The sequence below is a fragment of the Thermosynechococcus vestitus BP-1 genome (assembly GCF_000011345.1).
GTDB lineage: Bacteria > Cyanobacteriota > Cyanobacteriia > Thermosynechococcales > Thermosynechococcaceae > Thermosynechococcus > Thermosynechococcus vestitus.
In genome coordinates this window covers 153928-173343 of sequence record NC_004113.1, presented here as the reverse complement: position 1 = coordinate 173343, position 19416 = coordinate 153928, and the positions used below count along the sequence as shown (strand labels likewise).

16 protein-coding genes and 1 pseudogene are annotated in these 19416 nt (G+C 54.8%); 12 read left to right on the top strand and 5 right to left on the bottom strand.

Annotation, left to right across the window (positions count from 1 at the left end):
* Nucleotides 1-154: 154 nt before the first annotated feature.
* Both TLL_RS00950 and TLL_RS00945 read right to left on the bottom strand, forming a co-directional pair.
* On the bottom strand, nt 155-1429 hold the full coding sequence (locus TLL_RS00950; RefSeq protein ID WP_011056045.1) for a bifunctional folylpolyglutamate synthase/dihydrofolate synthase: 1275 nt from the start codon (nt 1427-1429) through the stop codon (nt 155-157).
* 9 nt (nt 1430-1438) lie between these two features.
* Nucleotides 1439-2074: an MORN repeat-containing protein gene (locus TLL_RS00945; protein ID WP_231833795.1), complete on the bottom strand. Its 636-nt coding sequence runs from the start codon at nt 2072-2074 to the stop codon at nt 1439-1441.
* Between the two features lie 258 nt (nt 2075-2332).
* Here TLL_RS00945 and TLL_RS00940 point away from each other — a divergent pair, with 258 nt between their 5' ends.
* From TLL_RS00940 to hisG, 9 genes are all read left to right on the top strand, one after another.
* A complete protein-coding gene (locus TLL_RS00940; RefSeq protein ID WP_011056043.1) occupies nt 2333-3856 on the top strand; it encodes an ammonium transporter in 1524 nt (507 codons plus the stop codon).
* On the top strand, nt 3777-4652 hold the full coding sequence (locus TLL_RS00935; RefSeq protein WP_011056042.1) for a carbohydrate ABC transporter permease: 876 nt from the start codon (nt 3777-3779) through the stop codon (nt 4650-4652). Before TLL_RS00940 ends, TLL_RS00935 begins: the two co-directional genes overlap by 80 nt.
* A gap of 187 nt (nt 4653-4839) precedes the next feature.
* Nucleotides 4840-5151: a co-chaperone GroES gene (gene groES, locus TLL_RS00930; RefSeq protein ID WP_011056041.1), complete on the top strand. Its 312-nt coding sequence runs from the start codon at nt 4840-4842 to the stop codon at nt 5149-5151.
* A 68-nt stretch (nt 5152-5219) separates the two neighbouring features.
* A complete protein-coding gene (gene groL, locus TLL_RS00925) occupies nt 5220-6857 on the top strand; it encodes a chaperonin GroEL (protein WP_011056040.1) in 1638 nt (545 codons plus the stop codon).
* A gap of 196 nt (nt 6858-7053) precedes the next feature.
* On the top strand, nt 7054-9915 hold the full coding sequence (gene uvrA, locus TLL_RS00920; protein WP_197524117.1) for an excinuclease ABC subunit UvrA: 2862 nt from the start codon (nt 7054-7056) through the stop codon (nt 9913-9915).
* Nucleotides 9916-9943: 28 nt separating this feature from the next.
* Entirely contained in the window at nt 9944-10819 is an 876-nt protein-coding gene (purU, locus tag TLL_RS00915) for a formyltetrahydrofolate deformylase (protein ID WP_011056038.1), read from the top strand.
* Between the two features lie 122 nt (nt 10820-10941).
* Entirely contained in the window at nt 10942-11889 is a 948-nt protein-coding gene (locus tag TLL_RS00910; protein ID WP_011056037.1) for a J domain-containing protein, read from the top strand.
* Between the two features lie 6 nt (nt 11890-11895).
* A complete protein-coding gene (locus TLL_RS00905; protein WP_011056036.1) occupies nt 11896-13122 on the top strand; it encodes an ATP phosphoribosyltransferase regulatory subunit in 1227 nt (408 codons plus the stop codon).
* 3 nt (nt 13123-13125) lie between these two features.
* The gene (hisG, locus tag TLL_RS00900) at nt 13126-13761 is read left to right on the top strand and encodes an ATP phosphoribosyltransferase (protein WP_011056035.1); all 636 of its coding nucleotides are present in this window, start codon (nt 13126-13128) and stop codon (nt 13759-13761) included.
* Here hisG and btpA read toward each other — a convergent pair whose 3' ends face one another.
* Nucleotides 13762-14652 (bottom strand): photosystem I biogenesis protein BtpA, encoded by an 891-nt coding sequence (gene btpA, locus TLL_RS00895; protein WP_011056034.1) that lies wholly within the window; start codon nt 14650-14652, stop codon nt 13762-13764.
* A gap of 69 nt (nt 14653-14721) precedes the next feature.
* On the opposite strand from btpA, the pseudogene folK reads away from it, so the two are divergent.
* A pseudogene (folK, locus tag TLL_RS00890) lies at nt 14722-15144 on the top strand (2-amino-4-hydroxy-6-hydroxymethyldihydropteridine diphosphokinase); the annotation flags it as partial.
* Between the two features lie 79 nt (nt 15145-15223).
* On the opposite strand, the gene tadA reads toward folK, so the two are convergent.
* Nucleotides 15224-15718, bottom strand: coding sequence for a tRNA adenosine(34) deaminase TadA (gene tadA, locus TLL_RS00885; protein ID WP_011056032.1), 495 nt, complete (start codon nt 15716-15718; stop codon nt 15224-15226).
* 79 nt (nt 15719-15797) lie between these two features.
* Here tadA and TLL_RS00880 point away from each other — a divergent pair, with 79 nt between their 5' ends.
* Both TLL_RS00880 and TLL_RS00875 read left to right on the top strand, forming a co-directional pair.
* Nucleotides 15798-15938 carry a photosystem II reaction center protein K gene (locus TLL_RS00880; RefSeq protein ID WP_011056031.1) on the top strand — a complete coding sequence of 47 codons (141 nt, stop codon included), beginning with the start codon at nt 15798-15800 and terminating at the stop codon, nt 15936-15938.
* Nucleotides 15939-16021: 83 nt separating this feature from the next.
* Nucleotides 16022-16774 carry a YebC/PmpR family DNA-binding transcriptional regulator gene (locus TLL_RS00875; protein WP_011056030.1) on the top strand — a complete coding sequence of 251 codons (753 nt, stop codon included), beginning with the start codon at nt 16022-16024 and terminating at the stop codon, nt 16772-16774.
* Between the two features lie 274 nt (nt 16775-17048).
* Here TLL_RS00875 and recJ read toward each other — a convergent pair whose 3' ends face one another.
* Nucleotides 17049-19292: a single-stranded-DNA-specific exonuclease RecJ gene (gene recJ / locus TLL_RS00870; RefSeq protein ID WP_011056029.1), complete on the bottom strand. Its 2244-nt coding sequence runs from the start codon at nt 19290-19292 to the stop codon at nt 17049-17051.
* Nucleotides 19293-19416: the final 124 nt, after the last annotated feature.

Below are 19416 nucleotides of genomic sequence, written 5' to 3'. Positions count from 1 at the left end.
TGGCTTCTTTCTTCTTTTTTAATAATATTTAGTCAGCGATTTTCCTTTTGTCTTGCCTTGACTGATACAGCCCCGCAAGCTTGGCCATTCAATTACTCAATACCATCTTTGCCGGCAAAGAGGATGAGTTGTCTCTCTGAGTACCTCCAGTTTTCTATCGTTGAGTTACCTGAGAGTCTTTGCTTGCGATCGCCCCCAAAACACGAGCAATTAAGTAAAGGGAGCCACAGACCACGCAGCGATCGCCCGCCCTGTCGAGGGCTTTAGCCACATCGTTAAAAAGACGGCATTCCCCTAGCCTAGGACAACAGGTGTAGGCAAGGTCCTTCAAGTGCTCTAGGTTAGCGCTAGCGTGATCCGGGACGGGCACCAGCCACAGGCGATCGCCGGCTCGCAGGAGATGGTTGAGAATCCCCTCGTGATCCTTATTGGCTAGGATCCCCACGACCCAAGTCACCTCTGTCCAGCCCAATTGATCCACATATTGCCGTAGGTAAGCAGCTGCGGGAGCATTGTGGGCACCATCAATGAGCAGTTGTCGACCTTGCCAGTGTAACCATTGCAGTCGTCCCGGCCAGCGGGTTTGTGCCATGCCCTGTTGAATCGCTGTTAGGGAAATTTGCCAACCTTGAGCTTGCAGGCATTGCAGTGTGGCGATCGCGATCGCTGAATTGACCAACTGCATCTCTCCCGCCAAAGGCAAGGGGTACTCGATGCCACCCCAAGTTGCCCAACCAGCACGCTCAACACACCTTTGGGCCGGTTCTGGCCAGACGGCCGGGCAGGCCAAAGCGGCTAAACGCTCGGCAATCACTGTCTTTGCCTCTGGAGGAACCGGACCAATAACAGCAGGTACACCCTGCTTGAGAATTCCAGCCTTTTCGCCCGCAATTGCCCCCAGGCTATTGCCCAACCGCTGCCAATGATCCCAACCAATGGAGGTAATCACACTCACCAAAGGGGGCTGACACACATTCGTCGCATCCAAGCGTCCCCCCAAGCCCACCTCCATCACCGCCACATCTACCCCCTGCTGGGCAAAATACAGCCATGCCGCCGCCGTGATCACTTCAAACTGACTGGGGGGATAAGCCACCTGTGGCAGGACTGCTTCAATTTGTTGAATGAGGGTCAAAAAGACCTCAGGGGCAATGGGTTCACCATCCACACAAATGCGCTCACACCAGCTCAACAGATGGGGCGAGGTATAGCGACCCGTGCGATAGCCCGCTGCCCGCAAAACACTATCCAAATAGGCACACACGGAGCCTTTGCCATTTGTCCCCGCAACGTGGATCAAGGGCACCTGGAACTGCGGAGACCCCAAGGCACTCAGAAGTGCCTGGATAGGTTCAAGGCCCAGGCGCACCCCAAAGCGGGCGTAGGGCCTCAGTGCTGCCGTCAGTGGATCAGCCACAGCTAGCCCCATTGAAAGGGATTAGCGGGGCTCGCGACGACCATTGTGCCATGTGGCAATAATGCGGGAGCCATCTGGCAGAGTAAGCACCCCCTCTCCTTCAAATAAGCCATTGCGAAACTGCCCCGTATAGCTCGTGCCATTCCCAAAGGAGAGTGTTCCAGTTCCATGATACTTGCCCGCTAGAAACTGTCCCTCGTAGCGAGTACCGTCGGGAAAGGTGAGTACCCCCTCCCCATGGTACTGACCATTGAGAAACGTTCCCTCGTAGCGCTGGCCATTGGCCAGTTGCAAAATACCCTTGCCACTAAAAATACCATCGGCAAAGCCACCTTCATAGCGCCCGCCATCGGCATAGGTGAGCACCCCCTGACCGTGGTAGCGGCCATTGCGAAATTCCCCTTCGTAGCGGTTGCCATTGGCCATTGTGAGGATGCCTTGGCCATCAAAGCGACCGTTTAGCAATTCCCCTTTGTAGGTGCTGCCATCGGGGAGGGTGAGGGTGACGTCCCCCGTGACCCGCTTCCCTTCATAGACGGCAATTTGAGCAGTTGCAGGAGCCAACTGTAGGGTTACACACCCTAAACCCATCAGGCAAGAACTGAGCACCCAGCGGTGGACAACAGCGGAATTTGGGTAGTGCGGATGAGTTATCACTGGACACTCCACAGGGGTGGACAATTGCAACTTATCTAACTGGCACCACTTGGTCCCTATGCAGAATTGAGGCAGAGAGCCAAGTTTTTGTATCGTGGAATACATATACCCCAGGGTGAATTCAGAGATGATCAGTGCATCTATGTCAAACTTTGATTTGTGTCAAACTTTGCAACTCAACCCTAGGATTTTTCTAGGGATTTTAGCGGGGGTTGATAAGTTCCAAGGGTTTTCTTTGTAGATTGGACATCTGCACCTATGAAACTGCGTTCTATCTTGCGCCGGGGGTTCCGTCTTCAGCATCCTCTGACTCAGATTCTCTATCTGCCCACTCGCCGCACGCTACTGACGTTTGCAGTGATGATTGGTGTGCTCAGTGCAACAGCCGCATTGGGGCAGGATACTGCCGCCTCAGCAGCGGTTCCGGAAAAGGTGCAGGTGGCGCTCAACACGCTCTGGGTGATTTTGGCCGGCGTCTTGGTATTTTTCATGAATGCTGGCTTTGGTATGTTGGAAACCGGCTTTTGCCGTGCTAAGAATGCGGTGAACCTGCTCTCAAAGAACTTGATTGTCTTTGCCCTTGCGAGTATTTCCTATTGGGCAATTGGTTTTGCCCTAATGTTTGGGGATGGCAATGGGGTGTTGGGCAGCAGTGGGTTCTTTTTGCTGGGTGCTGATAATAGTCCGGCCACTGGCGAAGCTTATCGGGGGGTCTATAGTTCCCTCAGTTGGGCAGCGGTGCCCCTCTCGGCTAAGTTTTTCTTTCAACTTGTGTTTGCGGGAACGGCAGCCACAATTGTTTCTGGGGCAGTGGCGGAGCGGATTAAGTTCTATGCCTTTTTTATCTTCAGCTTGCTGCTGGTGGGGATTTCCTATCCAATTACGGGCCACTGGATCTGGGGCGGCGGTTGGCTGCAACAGCTAGGCATGTGGGATTTTGCTGGTTCTACGGTGGTGCACTCTGTAGGCGGATGGGCAGCATTGATGGGGGCAGCTCTCCTAGGGCCGCGTTTGGGGCGCTTTCTGCCGGATGGGTCGGTGGCGGCCATCCCCGGCCATAATTTTGCGATCGCCACCTTGGGGTGTTTGATCCTGTGGCTTGGTTGGTTTGGTTTTAATCCAGGGTCAACGATGGCGGCAGATCCGGGGGCGATCGCCCACATTGCTGTCACCACGAATATGGCGGCGGCCTTTGGGGGGGTCACTGCAACGGTGGTTTCCACACTCTACTTTGGCAAGCCTGACCTTTCGATGATCATTAACGGAATTCTGGCGGGATTAGTGGCCATCACCGCCTCCTGTGCTTTTGTTACCATTGAGAGTGCGGCGTTAATCGGCGCTATTGCGGGGACCATCATTGTCTTTTCAGTAGTGACAATTGATCGTCTGAAAATTGACGATCCAGTGGGAGCCATTTCCGTACACTTGGTCAATGGCGTCTGGGGTACCTTAGCCGTAGGTCTCTTTGCCGATGGACCGGGGCGCTTTTACGAAGCTGGGGCAGGGCCCCTCAAGGGATTGCTCTGGAGTGGTGACTTTACCCAGTTCGGGTACCAATTGGTGGGGGTGCTGGCGGTGGGCGGGTTTACCGTTGCCTTTAGTACAGCGGTGTGGCTACTCCTGAATGCGACCATTGGCATCCGCGTTTCTCCAGAAGAGGAAATCGAGGGGTTGGACATTGGCGAGCATGGCATGGAGGCCTATGCGGGCTTTCTTTTGCGCGAAGAAGTCAAAGGGTTTGTGGATTTGCTCAAACGGATGTCTGGCAGTGGTCGCTCCTAGGGTAGGCTTAACGCTCCTATTGATATTGGGAGCATTGTTGGTTCTCAGTCCCTTGCTAGTGGTGCTTTCTACCTCCGGCTGGCCACCCGGAACCCTACCCACTCAATTATGGCCGCCCCAAGGCTGGACCTGGCAGAGCTATCACGCAGCATGGCAGCAGGGACACTTTATCTTAGCCTTTGCCAACTCAACGTTTGTGGCCTTGGCGGTGACGGGGCTCCAGTTGGTAACTTCAGCCCTAGCAGGTTACGCCCTTGCGCGACTTTCCTTTCCGGGACAACAGACAATTCTGCTGCTGATGCTAGCAACCCTAGTGATCCCATTTCAGCTTTTGGTGATCCCAATTTTTCTCATCCTGAAGGCGGCTCATCTGATCAACACCTATGGCGCATTGATCTTGCCAACGGCGGCCAATGGCTTTGGTGTCTTTTTGATGCGGCAGTTTTTTCTCACATTGCCCGTTGCCCTTGAGGAGGCAGCCCTCTTGGATGGGGCAAATCGCTGGCAGGTCCTCTGGCATATTCTCTTGCCCCTGAGCCGACCCGCCTTGGTAACGCTCTTTATCTTTACCTTCATTGGCGAGTGGAATGATCTGTTTAAGCCCTTGGTCTTTACCACCAAGCCAGAACTGATCACCGTGCAGCTTTCCTTGGCCAATTTTCAGGAGCAGTTCACCAATGATTGGCCGTTGATGATGGCCGCGGCGGTGATTGCCACTGTACCGGTGATGATTTTGTTTATTTTGGGTCAGCGGCAACTGATTCGCGGTATTGCCACTACGGGGCTAAAGAACTAAAGTACCGTTCGGAAAACCGTACTGCAACAGGAGTTGCGATCGCCAACCGTCTCTCGCTACATTAGCACTCGAAGGGTGAGAGTGCTAAGCCATTACCAAGGATGCTCTCACTCCCCCGAGACTGCGCGATGAGCCGTGCAGTGAGTGCTATCCATCCATACTCTTACAATTGGGAGAACAGTACGCTATGGCAGCCGTATCTCTAAGCGTTTCAACTGTGAAGCCTTTGGGCGATCGCATTTTTGTCAAAGTCGCCGAAAGCGAAGAACGGACCGCAGGGGGAATTCTCCTGCCCGACAATGCCCGTGAAAAACCCCAAGTGGGTGAAGTGACCGCCGTAGGTCCCGGCAAACTCACTGAAGACGGCAAGCGTCAGCCTATGGATGTGAAAGTGGGTGACAAAGTGCTGTACTCCAAATATGCCGGTACCGAAGTGAAACTGGCGGGCGAAGACTACGTTCTCCTCTCGGAAAAAGACATCTTGGCCATTGTGGGCTAGGTCGCTGACTTCCTTTGATCTTGGTGCGATTTTTCATGACTGTTGAAGGATTGAGGTAGGAAACACATATGGCGAAACGCATTATCTACAACGAAAATGCTCGTCGTGCCCTTGAAAAAGGGATGGACATCTTGGCCGAATCTGTGGCTGTGACCCTTGGTCCGAAAGGTCGGAACGTGGTTCTGGAGAAAAAATTTGGGGCGCCGCAAATTGTCAATGATGGCGTCACCATTGCTAAAGAAATTGAACTCGAAGATCACATTGAAAACACCGGCGTGGCTCTAATTCGCCAAGCTGCCTCCAAGACCAATGATGCTGCCGGTGACGGTACCACGACGGCGACGGTTCTTGCCCATGCCATGGTGAAAGAGGGGCTGCGCAACGTTGCTGCTGGTGCTAACCCCATTGCCCTGAAACGTGGCATTGACAAAGCCACCCAATTCCTTGTTGAAAAAATTGCTGAACATGCCCGTCCAGTGGAGGACTCCAAAGCCATTGCCCAAGTGGCGGCGATCTCTGCCGGGAACGATGAAGAAGTGGGTCGGATGATTGCCGACGCTATGGACAAAGTGGGCAAAGAGGGCGTGATCTCCCTCGAAGAGGGCAAATCCATGACCACGGAACTGGAGGTCACCGAGGGGATGCGCTTTGACAAGGGCTACATTTCCCCCTACTTTGCCACTGACACCGAGCGCATGGAAGCTGTGCTCGATGAGCCCTTCGTGCTGGTCACCGACAAGAAAATTACCTTGGTGCAAGATCTGGTGCCGATCCTCGAACAGGTGGCTCGCGCCGGTAAGCCCTTGGTCATCATTGCCGAAGACATTGAGAAAGAGGCCTTGGCGACCCTGGTGGTCAACCGTCTGCGCGGTGTCTTGAATGTAGCTGCTGTGAAAGCTCCCGGCTTTGGCGATCGCCGTAAAGCGATGCTCGAAGATATTGCCGTCCTCACAGCGGGTCAAGTGATCACCGAAGATGCGGGTCTGAAGCTGGAAAATGCCAAGCTGGATATGCTCGGTAAAGCTCGCCGCATCACGATCACCAAAGATCACACCACGATTGTGGCCGAAGGCAATGAAAAAGCCGTCAAGGCTCGCTGCGAGCAAATCCGTCGCCAAATCGAAGAAACTGACTCCAGCTACGACAAAGAAAAACTGCAGGAGCGGTTGGCCAAACTGGCGGGTGGTGTGGCAGTGATTAAAGTCGGTGCTGCCACCGAAACTGAAATGAAGGATCGCAAACTCCGTCTGGAAGATGCGATTAACGCCACCAAAGCCGCTGTTGAAGAGGGGATTGTTCCCGGCGGCGGTACCACCTTGGTTCACTTGGCTCCTGAGTTGAGCAACTGGGCCGCTGAGCACCTAACGGGTGAAGAACTGATTGGTGCCAACATTGTTGAGCGTGCCCTCAGCGCTCCCCTGCGTCGCATTGCCGAAAACGCGGGTCAAAATGGTGCCATCATTGTCGAGCGGGTCAAAGAAAAACCCTTCGATGTGGGTTATGATGCCGCCAAAGATGAATATGTCAACATGTTCGATGCCGGTATCGTTGACCCTGCCAAAGTTACCCGCTCGGCTCTGCAAAATGCGGCCTCTATTGCCGGTATGGTCCTGACCACCGAGTGCATCATCGTTGACAAGCCCGAACCCAAGGAAAATAATCCTGCGGGCAGCGGTGCGGGTATGGGCGGTGACTTCGACTACTAAGCCGATGTCTACCCCGGGCAGAGGGTTAATCCCTGAACCTGCCTAGGCAAGGCTCATCGAGTATCGCCTAAGTCACATGGGAAGCGGGGCAACCAGACCCCGCTTTTTTCATGGCTGAGTGGCCGCGACAGGGTCTGGCAGCGTTGCTATAATAGCCCTCAATGTAATGTTTTTTAACATTAGTTCTTTTTGCAGTATGGGCGATCCAGTGCCTGGGGGTGAAATTCGCATTCGGGGTGCACGGCAGCATAATCTGAAAAACATTGACCTCGATCTGCCCCGCGATCGCCTGATTGTAATGACCGGCGTCTCCGGTTCCGGGAAATCCTCCCTTGCCTTTGACACGATTTTTGCTGAAGGACAACGCCGCTATGTGGAGTCCCTGAGTGCCTATGCGCGGCAATTCCTCGGCCAGTTGGATAAGCCTGATGTGGATGCCATTGAGGGGCTGAGTCCAGCGATTTCTATTGATCAAAAGTCCACCTCCCACAACCCTCGCTCGACGGTGGGTACGGTCACGGAAATTTATGACTACCTGCGGCTGCTCTATGGCCGTGCCGGTGAACCCCATTGCCCCCATTGCGATCGCTCGATCCGCCCCCAAACCATTGATGAAATGGTGGATCAGGTTATGCAGTTGCCGCTCCAGAGCCGCTTTCAAGTCTTGGCCCCCATTGTCAAGGGCAAAAAGGGGACCCACAAGAAGCTGCTGTCGAGTCTGGCCAGTGAAGGTTTTGTGCGGGTTCGCATTGATGGCGAGGTGCGCGACCTCAGTGAGGCCATTGAACTAGATAAAAACCATGCCCACAGGATTGAAATTGTTGTCGATCGCCTTGTGCTCAAGCCGGGGATTGAGGAACGCTTAGGGGATTCGTTGCGAACGGCATTGCACCATGGCAACGGTACGGCAATGGTCAGTGTGGTGTCCCGGGAGACGGGAGCTGAGGGTCAAACGCTCCTGTTTTCAGAAAATTTTGCCTGCCCTGAGCATGGGGCGGTGATGGATGAGCTCTCTCCTCGACTTTTTTCCTTTAACTCCCCCTATGGTGCCTGCCCAGAGTGCCATGGCTTGGGCTATTTGCGCAAATTTAGCCCGGAGTTAATTGTCCCTAATCCCGAACTGCCGGTCTATCTGGCGATCGCCCCCTGGGCCGAGAAGGAACATGACTACTACCTTGCTCTCCTCTGGGGTGTTGCTGAGGCCTTTGGTTTTGACATCCATACACCGTGGTATCGCCTCACGGAGTTGCAACGGGAGATTCTCCTCTACGGCACCGACACGCCGATTCTCATCCCTTCTGATTCGCGCTATCGCAAACGGGACTACTACCGTCAATTTCAAGGGGTGATTCCCATCCTAGAGCGGCAGTACCGCGAGACGACCTCCGATGCCTACCGGCAAAAACTGGAAGAGTACCAAGTCAATCAAACCTGCCCCGCCTGTCAGGGGCAACGCCTGAAGCCAGCTGCTTTGGCCGTGCGCTTGGGGCAATATCGCCTTACGGACCTCACCCGTGTTTCCATTCGCGAGTGCTTGGCACGGCTTCAATCCCTGCAACTCACGCCTCGTCAACAACAAATTGCGGCATTGGCCCTGCGGGAAGTCACGGGGCGCTTGCAGTTTCTCATAGATGTGGGACTCGATTACCTGACGTTGGATCGCAGTGCCGCCACCCTCTCTGGGGGTGAAGCGCAACGGATTCGCTTGGCGACCCAAATTGGCTCTGGCCTGACGGGGGTGCTCTACGTCCTCGATGAACCGAGTATTGGCCTGCACCAGCGGGATAACGATCGCCTGCTGCAAACGCTGTTTCGCCTGCGGGACTTGGGGAATACGCTGATTGTTGTCGAACACGATGAGGACACGATCCGTGCGGCCGATTACATTGTCGATATTGGCCCAGGGGCGGGAATCCACGGCGGCCAAATTGTCGCTCAAGGCAGCCTCGAGGCCATTCTCAACCATCCCGACTCCCTGACGGGGGCTTATCTGTCGGGGCGCAAGCGCATTGAAACTCCCAGCGATCGCCGGCCGGGGAATGGCAAATCACTGATTCTCAAAAAGGTTTCCCGCAACAACCTCAAGGACATCACCGTAGAAATTCCCCTTGGCAAGCTGGTGTGTTTGACGGGAGTATCGGGATCAGGCAAGTCCACCCTTATGCACGAAGTTCTCTATCCTGCCCTGCAGCACCATCTGGGTTACAATGTCCCGCTCCCCAAGGAACTGGGCCACATTGAAGGCTTGAATGCCATTGATAAAGTCATTGTCATTGACCAGTCCCCCATTGGTCGAACCCCCCGCTCCAACCCTGCCACCTACATTGGTGTTTTTGATGTCATCCGTGAGGTCTTTAGCCAAACCGTTGAGGCCAAGGCACGGGGCTACAAGCCGGGGCAATTTTCCTTCAATATTAAGGGCGGCCGCTGTGAGGCCTGCGGTGGCCAAGGGGTGAATGTGATTGAGATGAACTTTCTGCCCGATGTGTATGTCCAGTGTGAGGTGTGCAAGGGGACGCGCTACAACCGCGATACGCTGCAAGTGAAGTATAAGGGCTGCTCGATCGCCGATGTTTTGGACATGACCGCCGAGACAGCGCTGACCTTTTTTGAAAATATCCCCAAGGCGGTGAGCAAGCTGCAAACCCTCGTAGATGTGGGCTTGGGCTATCTGAAATTGGGACAAAGCGCCCCCACCCTCTCTGGGGGGGAAGCCCAACGCCTCAAATTGGCGGCTGAACTGTCCCGCCGTGCCACGGGCAAAACCCTCTACCTGATTGATGAGCCGACCACGGGGCTATCCTTTTACGATGTGCATAAACTCCTCGAGGTGTTGCAACGGCTGGTGGACAAGGGCAACTCAATTCTGGTGATTGAGCACAATTTAGATGTGATTCGCTGTGCCGATTGGATTATTGATCTCGGACCCGAAGGGGGCGATCGCGGCGGAGAGGTGGTTGCCGTGGGCACTCCCGAAGCAGTGGCCCTGATGCCCCAATCCTACACCGGCCAGTATCTCGCCCGGGTCTTCAACCGCGCCGCTGCCAATTCGCAATAGTAGAATACAGGTTGCTCTGCCTTGCGGTGTGCCTATGCCGACAATGACCCTCTCCATTTCCTGTCCCGATCAGCGGGGACTCGTGGCCAAGTTGGCACAGTTTGTCTATCGCTATAACGGCAACATTGTCCATGCCGACCACCACACCGATGCCGTTGCCGGGATTTTTCTCTCCCGCCTCGAGTGGGAATTAGAGGGCTTTGAAATCCCCCGCGATCAAATTGCCACCACTTTCATCAACTACGCGCAGCGGGAAAAGATCTTTACCAGTTGGCAGGGGGTGCGCTGGCAGTTGCGGGCCTCGGATATTCCCTATCGCTTGGCCATTTGGGTGAGCCGCCAAGATCATTGCCTTTGGGATCTGCTGCTGCGGCAGCGGGCGGGGGATCTCTTTGCCGAAATTCCCCTGATTATCAGTAACCATGAGCATTTGCGTCCCATTGCAGAGCAGTTTGGCATTGATTTTCACTATATCCCTGTGACGCCAGAGACTAAGCCCCTTGCGGAAGCCAAGCAACTGCAACTCCTCAAGGACTACAGGATTGATCTGGTGGTGCTGGCTAAGTATATGCAGGTGCTCAGTCCTGAGTTTATTGAGGCCTTTCCCCAAGTGATCAACATACACCATTCATTCTTGCCAGCCTTTGCGGGAGCTAACCCCTACCACCGTGCCTATGAGCGGGGGGTAAAAATCATTGGTGCCACTGCCCACTATGCCACCGTGGACTTAGATGAAGGGCCAATCATTGAACAGGCGGTGGTACCTGTGAGCCATCGCGATACAGTGGCGGATCTGATTCGCAAGGGCAAGGATTTGGAACGGGTGGTGTTGGCGCGGGCGGTACGGCTGCATTTGCAAAATCGGATTCTAGTGTATGGCAATCGCACGGCAGTTTTTGCTTGAGGGTTTTCACCGCTGCGGGCCGATTGCCTTCAGGAATTCCCGTTGCATGAACAGGGGGTCACCAACCCCCTTGATGAGCAGGTATAATCAAATGAGGTTCTGCCCCTGCGGTTTCACTGACTATGCCCTTCGAGATCAATCACGGTCTGGGTCGCTTTAACTCCAAACGGGATCTCCATGCTGCCCTCGGTATTCCATTGTCAGCAGCGCCCGGAGAAATTCGCAAGCGGTATCTCAAGATTGCCAAGACACTGCACCCCGATAGCCGTGATGATGAATCGGGTAAAAAAATGGCCAGTGATTTGCTCTCGAAGTTTGTGAATCCTGCCTACGAAGTGCTTTCCCAAGAAAAAGAGCGGGAAGAATATCAAGTCATTTTGCGCTTGCTGGAAAAGCAACTGATAACAGGCAATATTGTGCCAACGCCCACCTTTGATTTGGCACGGGAAGTCTTTAACGCTACTAATGTTGAAGAGGCCTATCAAAAGGCTCTCGATACCCTTGCCAAAGATCAATACAAAGACTTAAACAACGCGCTGAAAATTAGCGAACAAATTAGTGAACTGAATTTAATTTACCTGTGGCGATCGGCAGGCGGCAAGGTAACAGCATCCCCAGCCAGTGTTTCTATGCCTGCGGCTCCACCTAAATCAGATGAAACCCAAGGGGGGGCTACACCAGGGGCCACCCCGGAGACGGCAGCACCTACCGCAGTTCCCAAAACAGAGCAATTTACAGAGCCATACTTCCGACGCGCAGAGGAACTCTTGAATAAAGGCATTTATCTGGAGGCCATCAAGGAACTGAAGGATGCCTTGAAAATTGACCCCCGCAGTGCTCGCTGCAACGCCCTATTGGGCAAGGTGTATCTGCAGCAAGGCTCCCTCAGTATGGCCAAAATTCACTTTAATCAAGCCCTGAAGCTTAATCCTCAAGAGGCCATGGCAATACAGGGACTCGAAGCAATTAGCAAAAAAGAGCGCCAAGCCCAAAAACAGCAAAAAAGTACTGAGCCACCAAAACCGGAGCAAAAGAAATTCTCCTTCTTTGGTCTTTTTGGGAAAAAATAACTCACTATGGTGTATCAACCTGCCTGTGGTGCCCGCGATATTTTGCCCCTGGATGTGGCACGGCAACGGTGGCTAGAACAACGCCTAGAGCGCGTCTTCCAAAGCTGGGGCTACCAAGAAATCATCACACCGACCATTGAGACCCTAGCAACGCTTACAGCCGGGGGCACTGTCCACCCAGAGACGGTCATTCAAGTGCAGGGGAGTGGTGATGAGCCTTTAGGATTGCGACCAGAATTAACGGCTTCCATTGCTCGGGCGGCGGTGACCCGTATGGCAGGCATGCAACTGCCCCAAAGGCTCTACTACAAAACCAATGTCTTTCGACGCACCACAGGGGCAGAGTTGGGCAACCAGCAGGAATTTTTCCAAGCTGGAGTGGAACTACTGGGGGCAACCGGTTTAGCAGCCGATGCCGAAATTCTCTGGCTGGTGCAGGAGTGCCTGGGGGTGCTAGCGGTTGGGGAGGCTTATCTTTTGGTGGGGGATGCCCACCTGACGCAACAGTTGCTCGGCACCTTTCCAGCGGAACTACAAAAAACCGTACGCCAATGCTTGGCCAATTTAGACCGCGTGAGTTTGCAGGCGCTACCTGCCCCTTGGCGCGATCGCGCCCTTGCCCTTTTTGATCTACGGGGCACCCCAGAGGAAGTGGGGGAACGTTTAGCGCAGTGGTCGGATGTGGCAGGGGTCGTTGATCGCTTTGCGCAACTGCAACAGTTGTTGGCTTTGGTGGCCGAGTCCTTGGCCATTACCCTTGATCTCAGCCTTGTGCAGTCCTTTGATTACTACACAGGGATTATCTTTGAGGTCTTGATTCCTACGGAAACGGAATTGCGGTTGGTGGCTCAAGGGGGACGCTATGATCAACTGCTCAGTATTTACCATCCCGACGGTGCTACGGTGCCGGGGATTGGCTTTGTCTTTAATGTTGAGGCACTCCTGCAGGCGGTCGCCATTCCGCCAGCCGCCCTATTGGCCCCCCGCAGTCAATGGCTTGTGGTTCCCCGCACCGCCAACGCCCTCGCTGCCGCCCTCCACCATGCCCAAACGCTGCGCTTGGATGGCTCGACCCGGGTGGAGTTGGCACTTCTGGAGCTGACGCCAGAGCAAATCCGCGCCTATGCCCGCGATCGCCAGATTCCCTATATTGCTTGGATTGAGAGTGATGCGCCACCGCAGATCGAAGCCCTCAGTGATGGGGCAACCTCTTTGCAGATTCAGAGGGTCTAGGCCATGCTAACGATCGCCCTACCCAAAGGTGCCCTCCTCAAGGACAGTGTTGCCTACTTTCAACGGCTGGGCTTAAATTTTGAAGCGCTCCTAGAGCCGGCAAATCGGCAACTGCAGGTTCTCTCTCAGGATGGCCGTGCCCGCGCCCTTTTGGTCCGTGCCCAGGATGTCCCTGTCTATGTGCAGTATGGTCAAGCGCAGTTGGGCATTGTCGGGTATGACGTGCTGCGGGAAAAAAATCCCCATGTGGCCAAACTAGCAGATTTGGGCTTTGGTCAGTGTCGTCTATCGGTGGCCGTTAAAGCCTCTAGCCCCTACCGCAGTGCCCGCGATTTGCCCCCCCATTGCCGCGTTGCCTCAAAGTTTGTCCGCTGTGCCGATGCCTTTTTCCAGCAGTTGGATTTGCCCGTGGATATTGTGCCTCTCTATGGTTCAGTGGAACTTGGGCCAATTACGGGCATGGCGGAGGCAATTGTCGATTTGGTGTCAACGGGACGCACCCTCAAGGAAAATGGCCTTGTGGAGATAGAGCAAATCTTTAGCAGCACTGCCTACTTGATTGCCCATCCCCGCAGCTATCGCCTCAACCTCAATGGTCTTGGGCACTACGTTCCACAGTTAACGGGGGCGATCGCCTGATTACCTTTGCCCATGCACAAACATGGCTGGCAGGGGTTCATTGATCGACCCTCGGCAGTTGGCATTGGCACGAGTGAGCTCCTGAAGCTTGTGGTGTGCCCGCTGCCATGCTTCAACAAAACGGCTCACCCGAATGGGGTCAATGGGTTGTTCAATCTGACCATTGCGCTTCAGGGAACTGGCAACAATGACGCCGTTGACGTAGGGCACCAATTGCGCCACATTGTCCCAAGAGGCACCACTGCCAATAAAAAGGGGTTGTCCCTTGGCGGCCCTGGCGGCGACGGATAAATCCTCCTCGGTGGGGGGTTGTCCTGTTGCCCAACCGGAGAGAATCACCCCATCGGCGAGTCCCCGGTCAAAGGTGTCCCGTACTGCAGTGGCCAGATTCGGGCTGTGGAGCGGCTGGGCGTGCTTCACCATCACATCGGCAAAAATTTTGATGTCTTGCCCCAGTTCACGGCGGTAGCGCAGCAGTTGATGGGCTGGGCCCTCAATAAGGCCTTGATCTGTGGCCATGACTCCGGTGAGCACATTGACGCGGATAAATTGTGCCCCGGTGCAGGCAGCGATCGCCAGACCACTAAAGGCATCATTGCGTAGCACATTCAGGCCAATGGGCAGAGCGACCAGATTTTTTAATCGCTGCACCACTAAGGTCATGGCACTGACAACAGCAGCATCCACCCGATCCTTGCTGAAGGGAGCATCAAAGAAATTCTCAACAATAATGGCATTGACTCCCCCTGAGGCAAGGGCTGTGGCTTCCTGTTCGGCGCGGTCAATAACAGCCTTGAGACTCCCCCCCCAACGGGCGGAGGTGGGTAAGGGAAGGAGGTGGACAACACCAATGACTGGGGTTGCAGTATGAAAGAGAGTCCGGAGATCCACAACGATTTTGGCAATAGGTGAACAGTGCAGGTATAACAGGAGGAGTGAGCGGCACTCTCCACAGGCACAATGGTAGAATGCACTGACTTAAGTATATCCCCGTCTGACCCCCCCCTCGTGGCGATCGCCCTCGGAAGCAACCTGGGTGAGCCATTACGGCAGCTGCGCTCCGCTGTCCAAGAACTTGCCCAAACGCCAGGGATCCGTGTCTTAGCCTGCTCGCCGTGGTATCGCACTGCCCCCCTAGGGCCCCCTCAACCGGATTACTGGAATGGTTGCCTTATTGCTCGGGTGCAACTTTCCCCTTGGGCACTCCTGCAAAGGCTGCAGGCGATCGAAGTGCAGTTTGGTCGCCAACGGCAAGCCCATTGGGGGCCACGCACCTTAGATTTAGATCTGCTGCTCTATGGCGATCGCGTCATGACCACTGCTGAACTGACCCTGCCCCACCCCCGGTTGGCGGAGCGGCCCTTTGTCCTTGTGCCCCTTGCGGCGATCTCCCCCCACTGGCGACATCCCCTACTGGGTGAAACCATCCAAACCCTACGGGAGCGGGTGGGAGATGCAGGTATTATTGCCGTTCTTTCTGACGATGCTGGCGAAACCACCTTTGCAACTGCTGCCGACAGGCCACTGCCTGAACCCCGCGAATCACCTGAATCCGGTGGAACACCGCTGGGCTCTGGGGCAGTTGCAGCACCGAATCAATTGCCCCGGATTTTGGATCTGTCGTCCCATAGATGAGGGTGTGAATGCGGGCCTGGACAATGGCACCGGCACACATCGGGCAGGGTTCTAGGGTCACGTAGAGGCGGCAGCCCGTTAAATACCACGTCCCTAGACGTTGACCGGCGCGGCGGAGGGCAATGATTTCCGCATGGGCGGTGGGGTCATGATCCCGCTGGCGGCGATTTTCCCCCGTGGCAATGAGTTCATTCTCAGCACTGACAATCACCGCACCCACGGGCACTTCATCGGCGGCTCCTGCCTGTTCTGCAAGGGCGATCGCCTGTTGCATCCAAAAGTCGTGCGGGTCTGTTTCTGATAAAGGGAGAATCTCTGGCATCGCGATCCCGTTGCCGCAGCAGCTATGGTACTATTTTTTCAGCTCTCTTGCGATCGCTGAATTCTTTTAGGAAAACACCATGATTGATGCTTTGGTTTTGGTTGCAAAACTTCCGGAAGCCTACGCCATTTTTGATCCCCTGGTGGATGTGCTGCCGGTAATTCCTGTGCTCTTTTTGGCCTTGGCCTTTGTTTGGCAAGCTGCCGTCGGTTTCCGTTAAAGATTGCTTGATCAAACTCACCCTGTTGATTTGCCCCGTTGGTTCCAGCGGGGTGCTTCTTGACTTTTTTGTGCACGTCCCCTATGGCAGGTCACAGTAAGTGGGCAAACATTAAACGGCAAAAGGCGCGGGTGGATGCCCAAAAGGGCAAGATCTTTGCGCGGCTATCGCGAGCCATCATTATTGCCGCTCGCCATGGGGGAGGGGATCCAGCGGGCAACTTTCAACTGCGCAGCGCCATTGAAAAGGCCAAAGCAGCAGGGATTCCCAGTGAAAATATTGAGCGGGCGATCGCTAAGGGCACCGGTACCCTCGACAGTGATGCTCCCCTAGAAGCAATTCGCTACGAAGGCTATGGACCGGGGGGGGTAGCATTTTTGATTGAAGCCCTCACGGATAATCGCAATCGCACGGCGGCGGATCTGCGGGCCGCCTTTAATAAACAGGGGGGCAACCTCGGCGAAACTGGCTGTGTGGGCTGGATGTTTGAGCAGTGGGGCATTGTTACCGTGACGGCACCTAGGGATGAAGAAGCGTTCCTTGAAGCCCTCCTGGCGGCTGATGTCGAAACCTACGAAATCCTCGAAGAGGTGGCCGAGGTGAGGTGTCCCGTCCCTGCCCTTGAGACCGTCAGCGAAACCCTTAAAGAACACGGCTATACCGTTCTCGACACCGAAAGCCGCTGGATTCCGATGAATACCGTAGAAATCACCGATGAAGACACGGCTCGGCGCGTCCTTAAGCTGATGGATGCGCTCGAAAATCTCGACGATATTCAAAGTGTAGCCACCAACGTGACGATGAGCGATGCCCTCATGGAGGCAATGTACGTCTAGGCATCCGTGGTTTTACGGAATCTGAGGGAGAATTTCCTCGGTCTCAAGGGTGGCAAAGTTGAGTGAAAACACGGTAGGCAGTCAAAGGCAGCCGTGGGAGGATAAAGGTACGGTTGCAGGTGTTGCACCGAGGCCTGTTCTGGGTCGTTAGATTGAGGCTCTCCTGAGGGCGATCGCTCATCTTCTCTCAATCAGCGTTGATGGCTAGTGTGTTTCCCCGGTCGGCTCGTGTGTGTTCCTTAGGTTCCCTGTCGAAAAAGGTAGTCGCTAGTTTTTAATAGGTTTCCTGAAGGGCCTGGAGGGGGGCAGCAGCAAAATAGCGACGACGGAAATTCTCCTCGGCGATCGCTGCTGTGAACCTCTCTAAGGCCAGTCCCGTAGGGGGAGAAGAGCTGAGCTGTGGTGGCCATTGACACCAAAATTCCTCTGGGGTAGAGAGAACCTTAACCCCCAGGGTCTCAAGCACCTGGAGGGCATAGTTGAGTGTCGTGGCTTCAATGCCCAGGCGTTTCTGCAGCCCCTCTCGTTCTAAGGGTTTTCCCTGTTGCGTGGCTTGTTGGCACAGCGTTAGAAATTCCCGCCAGACCTTTAGGGCATCCTGCTCTGGGGGAGGAGCGTAGGCCAAAATCAAGGGTTGCTGTTCCCTCTTTGCTCGCTGAATCCATTGGCGCCAGCTTTGCCGGGAGGTGGGGCAGGTTTCTACGCGCAAACCCTTGACGCTTGCCGCGGGGGGGCGATCGCGATAATCCATAAGGGGCTGAAAAGACGCTTCTTGGATCACATTGGTTTCACTGGGTCGTAGCTCTTTAATGACGGCTGATAGGGAGCTTTGCCACTGCTCTAGTTCAATCACGAGATCACAGGCTCCCTGGGGGCAGTCGCCGATTTGATGATCCCACCACTTGGCAGGAAAGGTGTGCTGGTGCTGGCGATCGTGGAGCACCATTGAGACATACCTTCTCCCGCCGTGACTGTTATTATCCCTCAGTTGGGTGAGTTCCACATTGCGCACCAGCAATCGCGGATAGGGATGGTGGGTGCTATCAAAGGGGGCAAGGACTTCTAGTTCTTTGAGCAATTGCCCATTAAGTTGACCCAAGGTGACTTCCAGGTCAATGACTAACGGTTTCGGTGTAGCGCTGGCGGTGCCCTCTTGCTGTGCCAAGAATTGGTTGAGGGCTGCTGCCAAAAGGGGGATGTGCGCCATCTTTAGCCTAAAGCCTACTGCATAGGGATGCCCACCCAACCCCTCAAGTAAATGCCGTTGGCTATGGAATGCCTCATAGAGATCCACAGAGCCATCAGAGCGCGCTGAACCTACTGCCATCCCCGTTTCTGGATTCGTCTGCAGCAAAAGGGCGGGGCGACCATAGGTTTTGACAATATCGTTCGCCACCAGCCCCAAAAGACTCAATGGCCAATTGTCATCGGTGAGGAGAATCACCCGTGATGCTGAGAGGTCTAACTGAGCCGCCTTGGCATGAGCCATCCTCGTCACCTCTTTTTGGCGTCGCTGCCGTTCTGTATTCAGGGTTGCTATGCGCTCTGCCAACTGCCGCGCTTCGTGCCGATCTTGGGTGGTCAAGAGCGTAATCAGGGGTCGCACATCCCCCTCTACACGACTCACGGCATTGAGGCGGGGGGCGACGGTAAAACTAATCTCCCGCTGCCAAGCCCTATGCTTGGACACGTGCCCCAAAAGGGCAGCAATTCCGGGTCGGAGGGTCTGACGCTTTCCGAGTTGGTCTAAGCCTCGCTGGGCAAGATAGCGGCACTCTCCTCGCAATTCAACCCAATCAGCAATTAGGCCAATGGCCACCAGATCAAGGAGATTCTCGAGGGGATACCCCTGGGTTTTCTCTGGCCATCTGTCATAGACGGCTTCCAAGAATTTGTAGGCAACGCCAACTCCCGATAAATGACGTAGGGGATGATCCCAGGGCAACTGCCGCGGATTGATCAGCGCCACGGCCCCCAAGGGAGTGGGATCAAGGGTGTGGTGATCAGTAACAATCACATCCATCCCCAACTGACGGGCAAGGACAATTTCAGGGCCATTGGTAGAGCCCGTATCGCAGGTAATAATTAGAGCGACGCCTTTTTGCTGAAGCTGCTGGAGGCCATGGGGCGAAAGACCATGGGAGTCGTGGTGGCGATTGGGAATATAAAAATCCACCAGTTGCGTTCCCAAAAGGGGTTTTAGTCCTTCCCAAAGGACGGCAGTCGCTGTAACTCCATCGGTGTCAAAGTCTCCCCAAATCACAACTTTTTCCTGTTGATCGAGTGCCTGTTGCAAACGCCCTAGGGCAGCGGACATCTCTGGAAACTCTAGGGGGGAGGCTGACTCGTAGTAGCGCCAATCTAGAAAAGGGGGCACTTGCCGAAGGGAATCACGGTAGCCGCGCTGCCAAAGTAACTGAGCCGTAATGGCGCCTGCCTCGGGATGGAGCTGCTTAACTGCCTCGATGAAGTCTGGGGGAGCGGGATCAGCAGAATAGATTTGCCAAGGGCGCTGCATGGCAGTGACTTGCGCAGGGAAGGCTGCAACGATTTTTTTTGATCATAGCGATCGCCCGTCCGGACTGGAGAAATAAGCACCTTGGTGGGAAGCTTTGCGCTCTCCCTTGGTTGCGGCAGGGGGA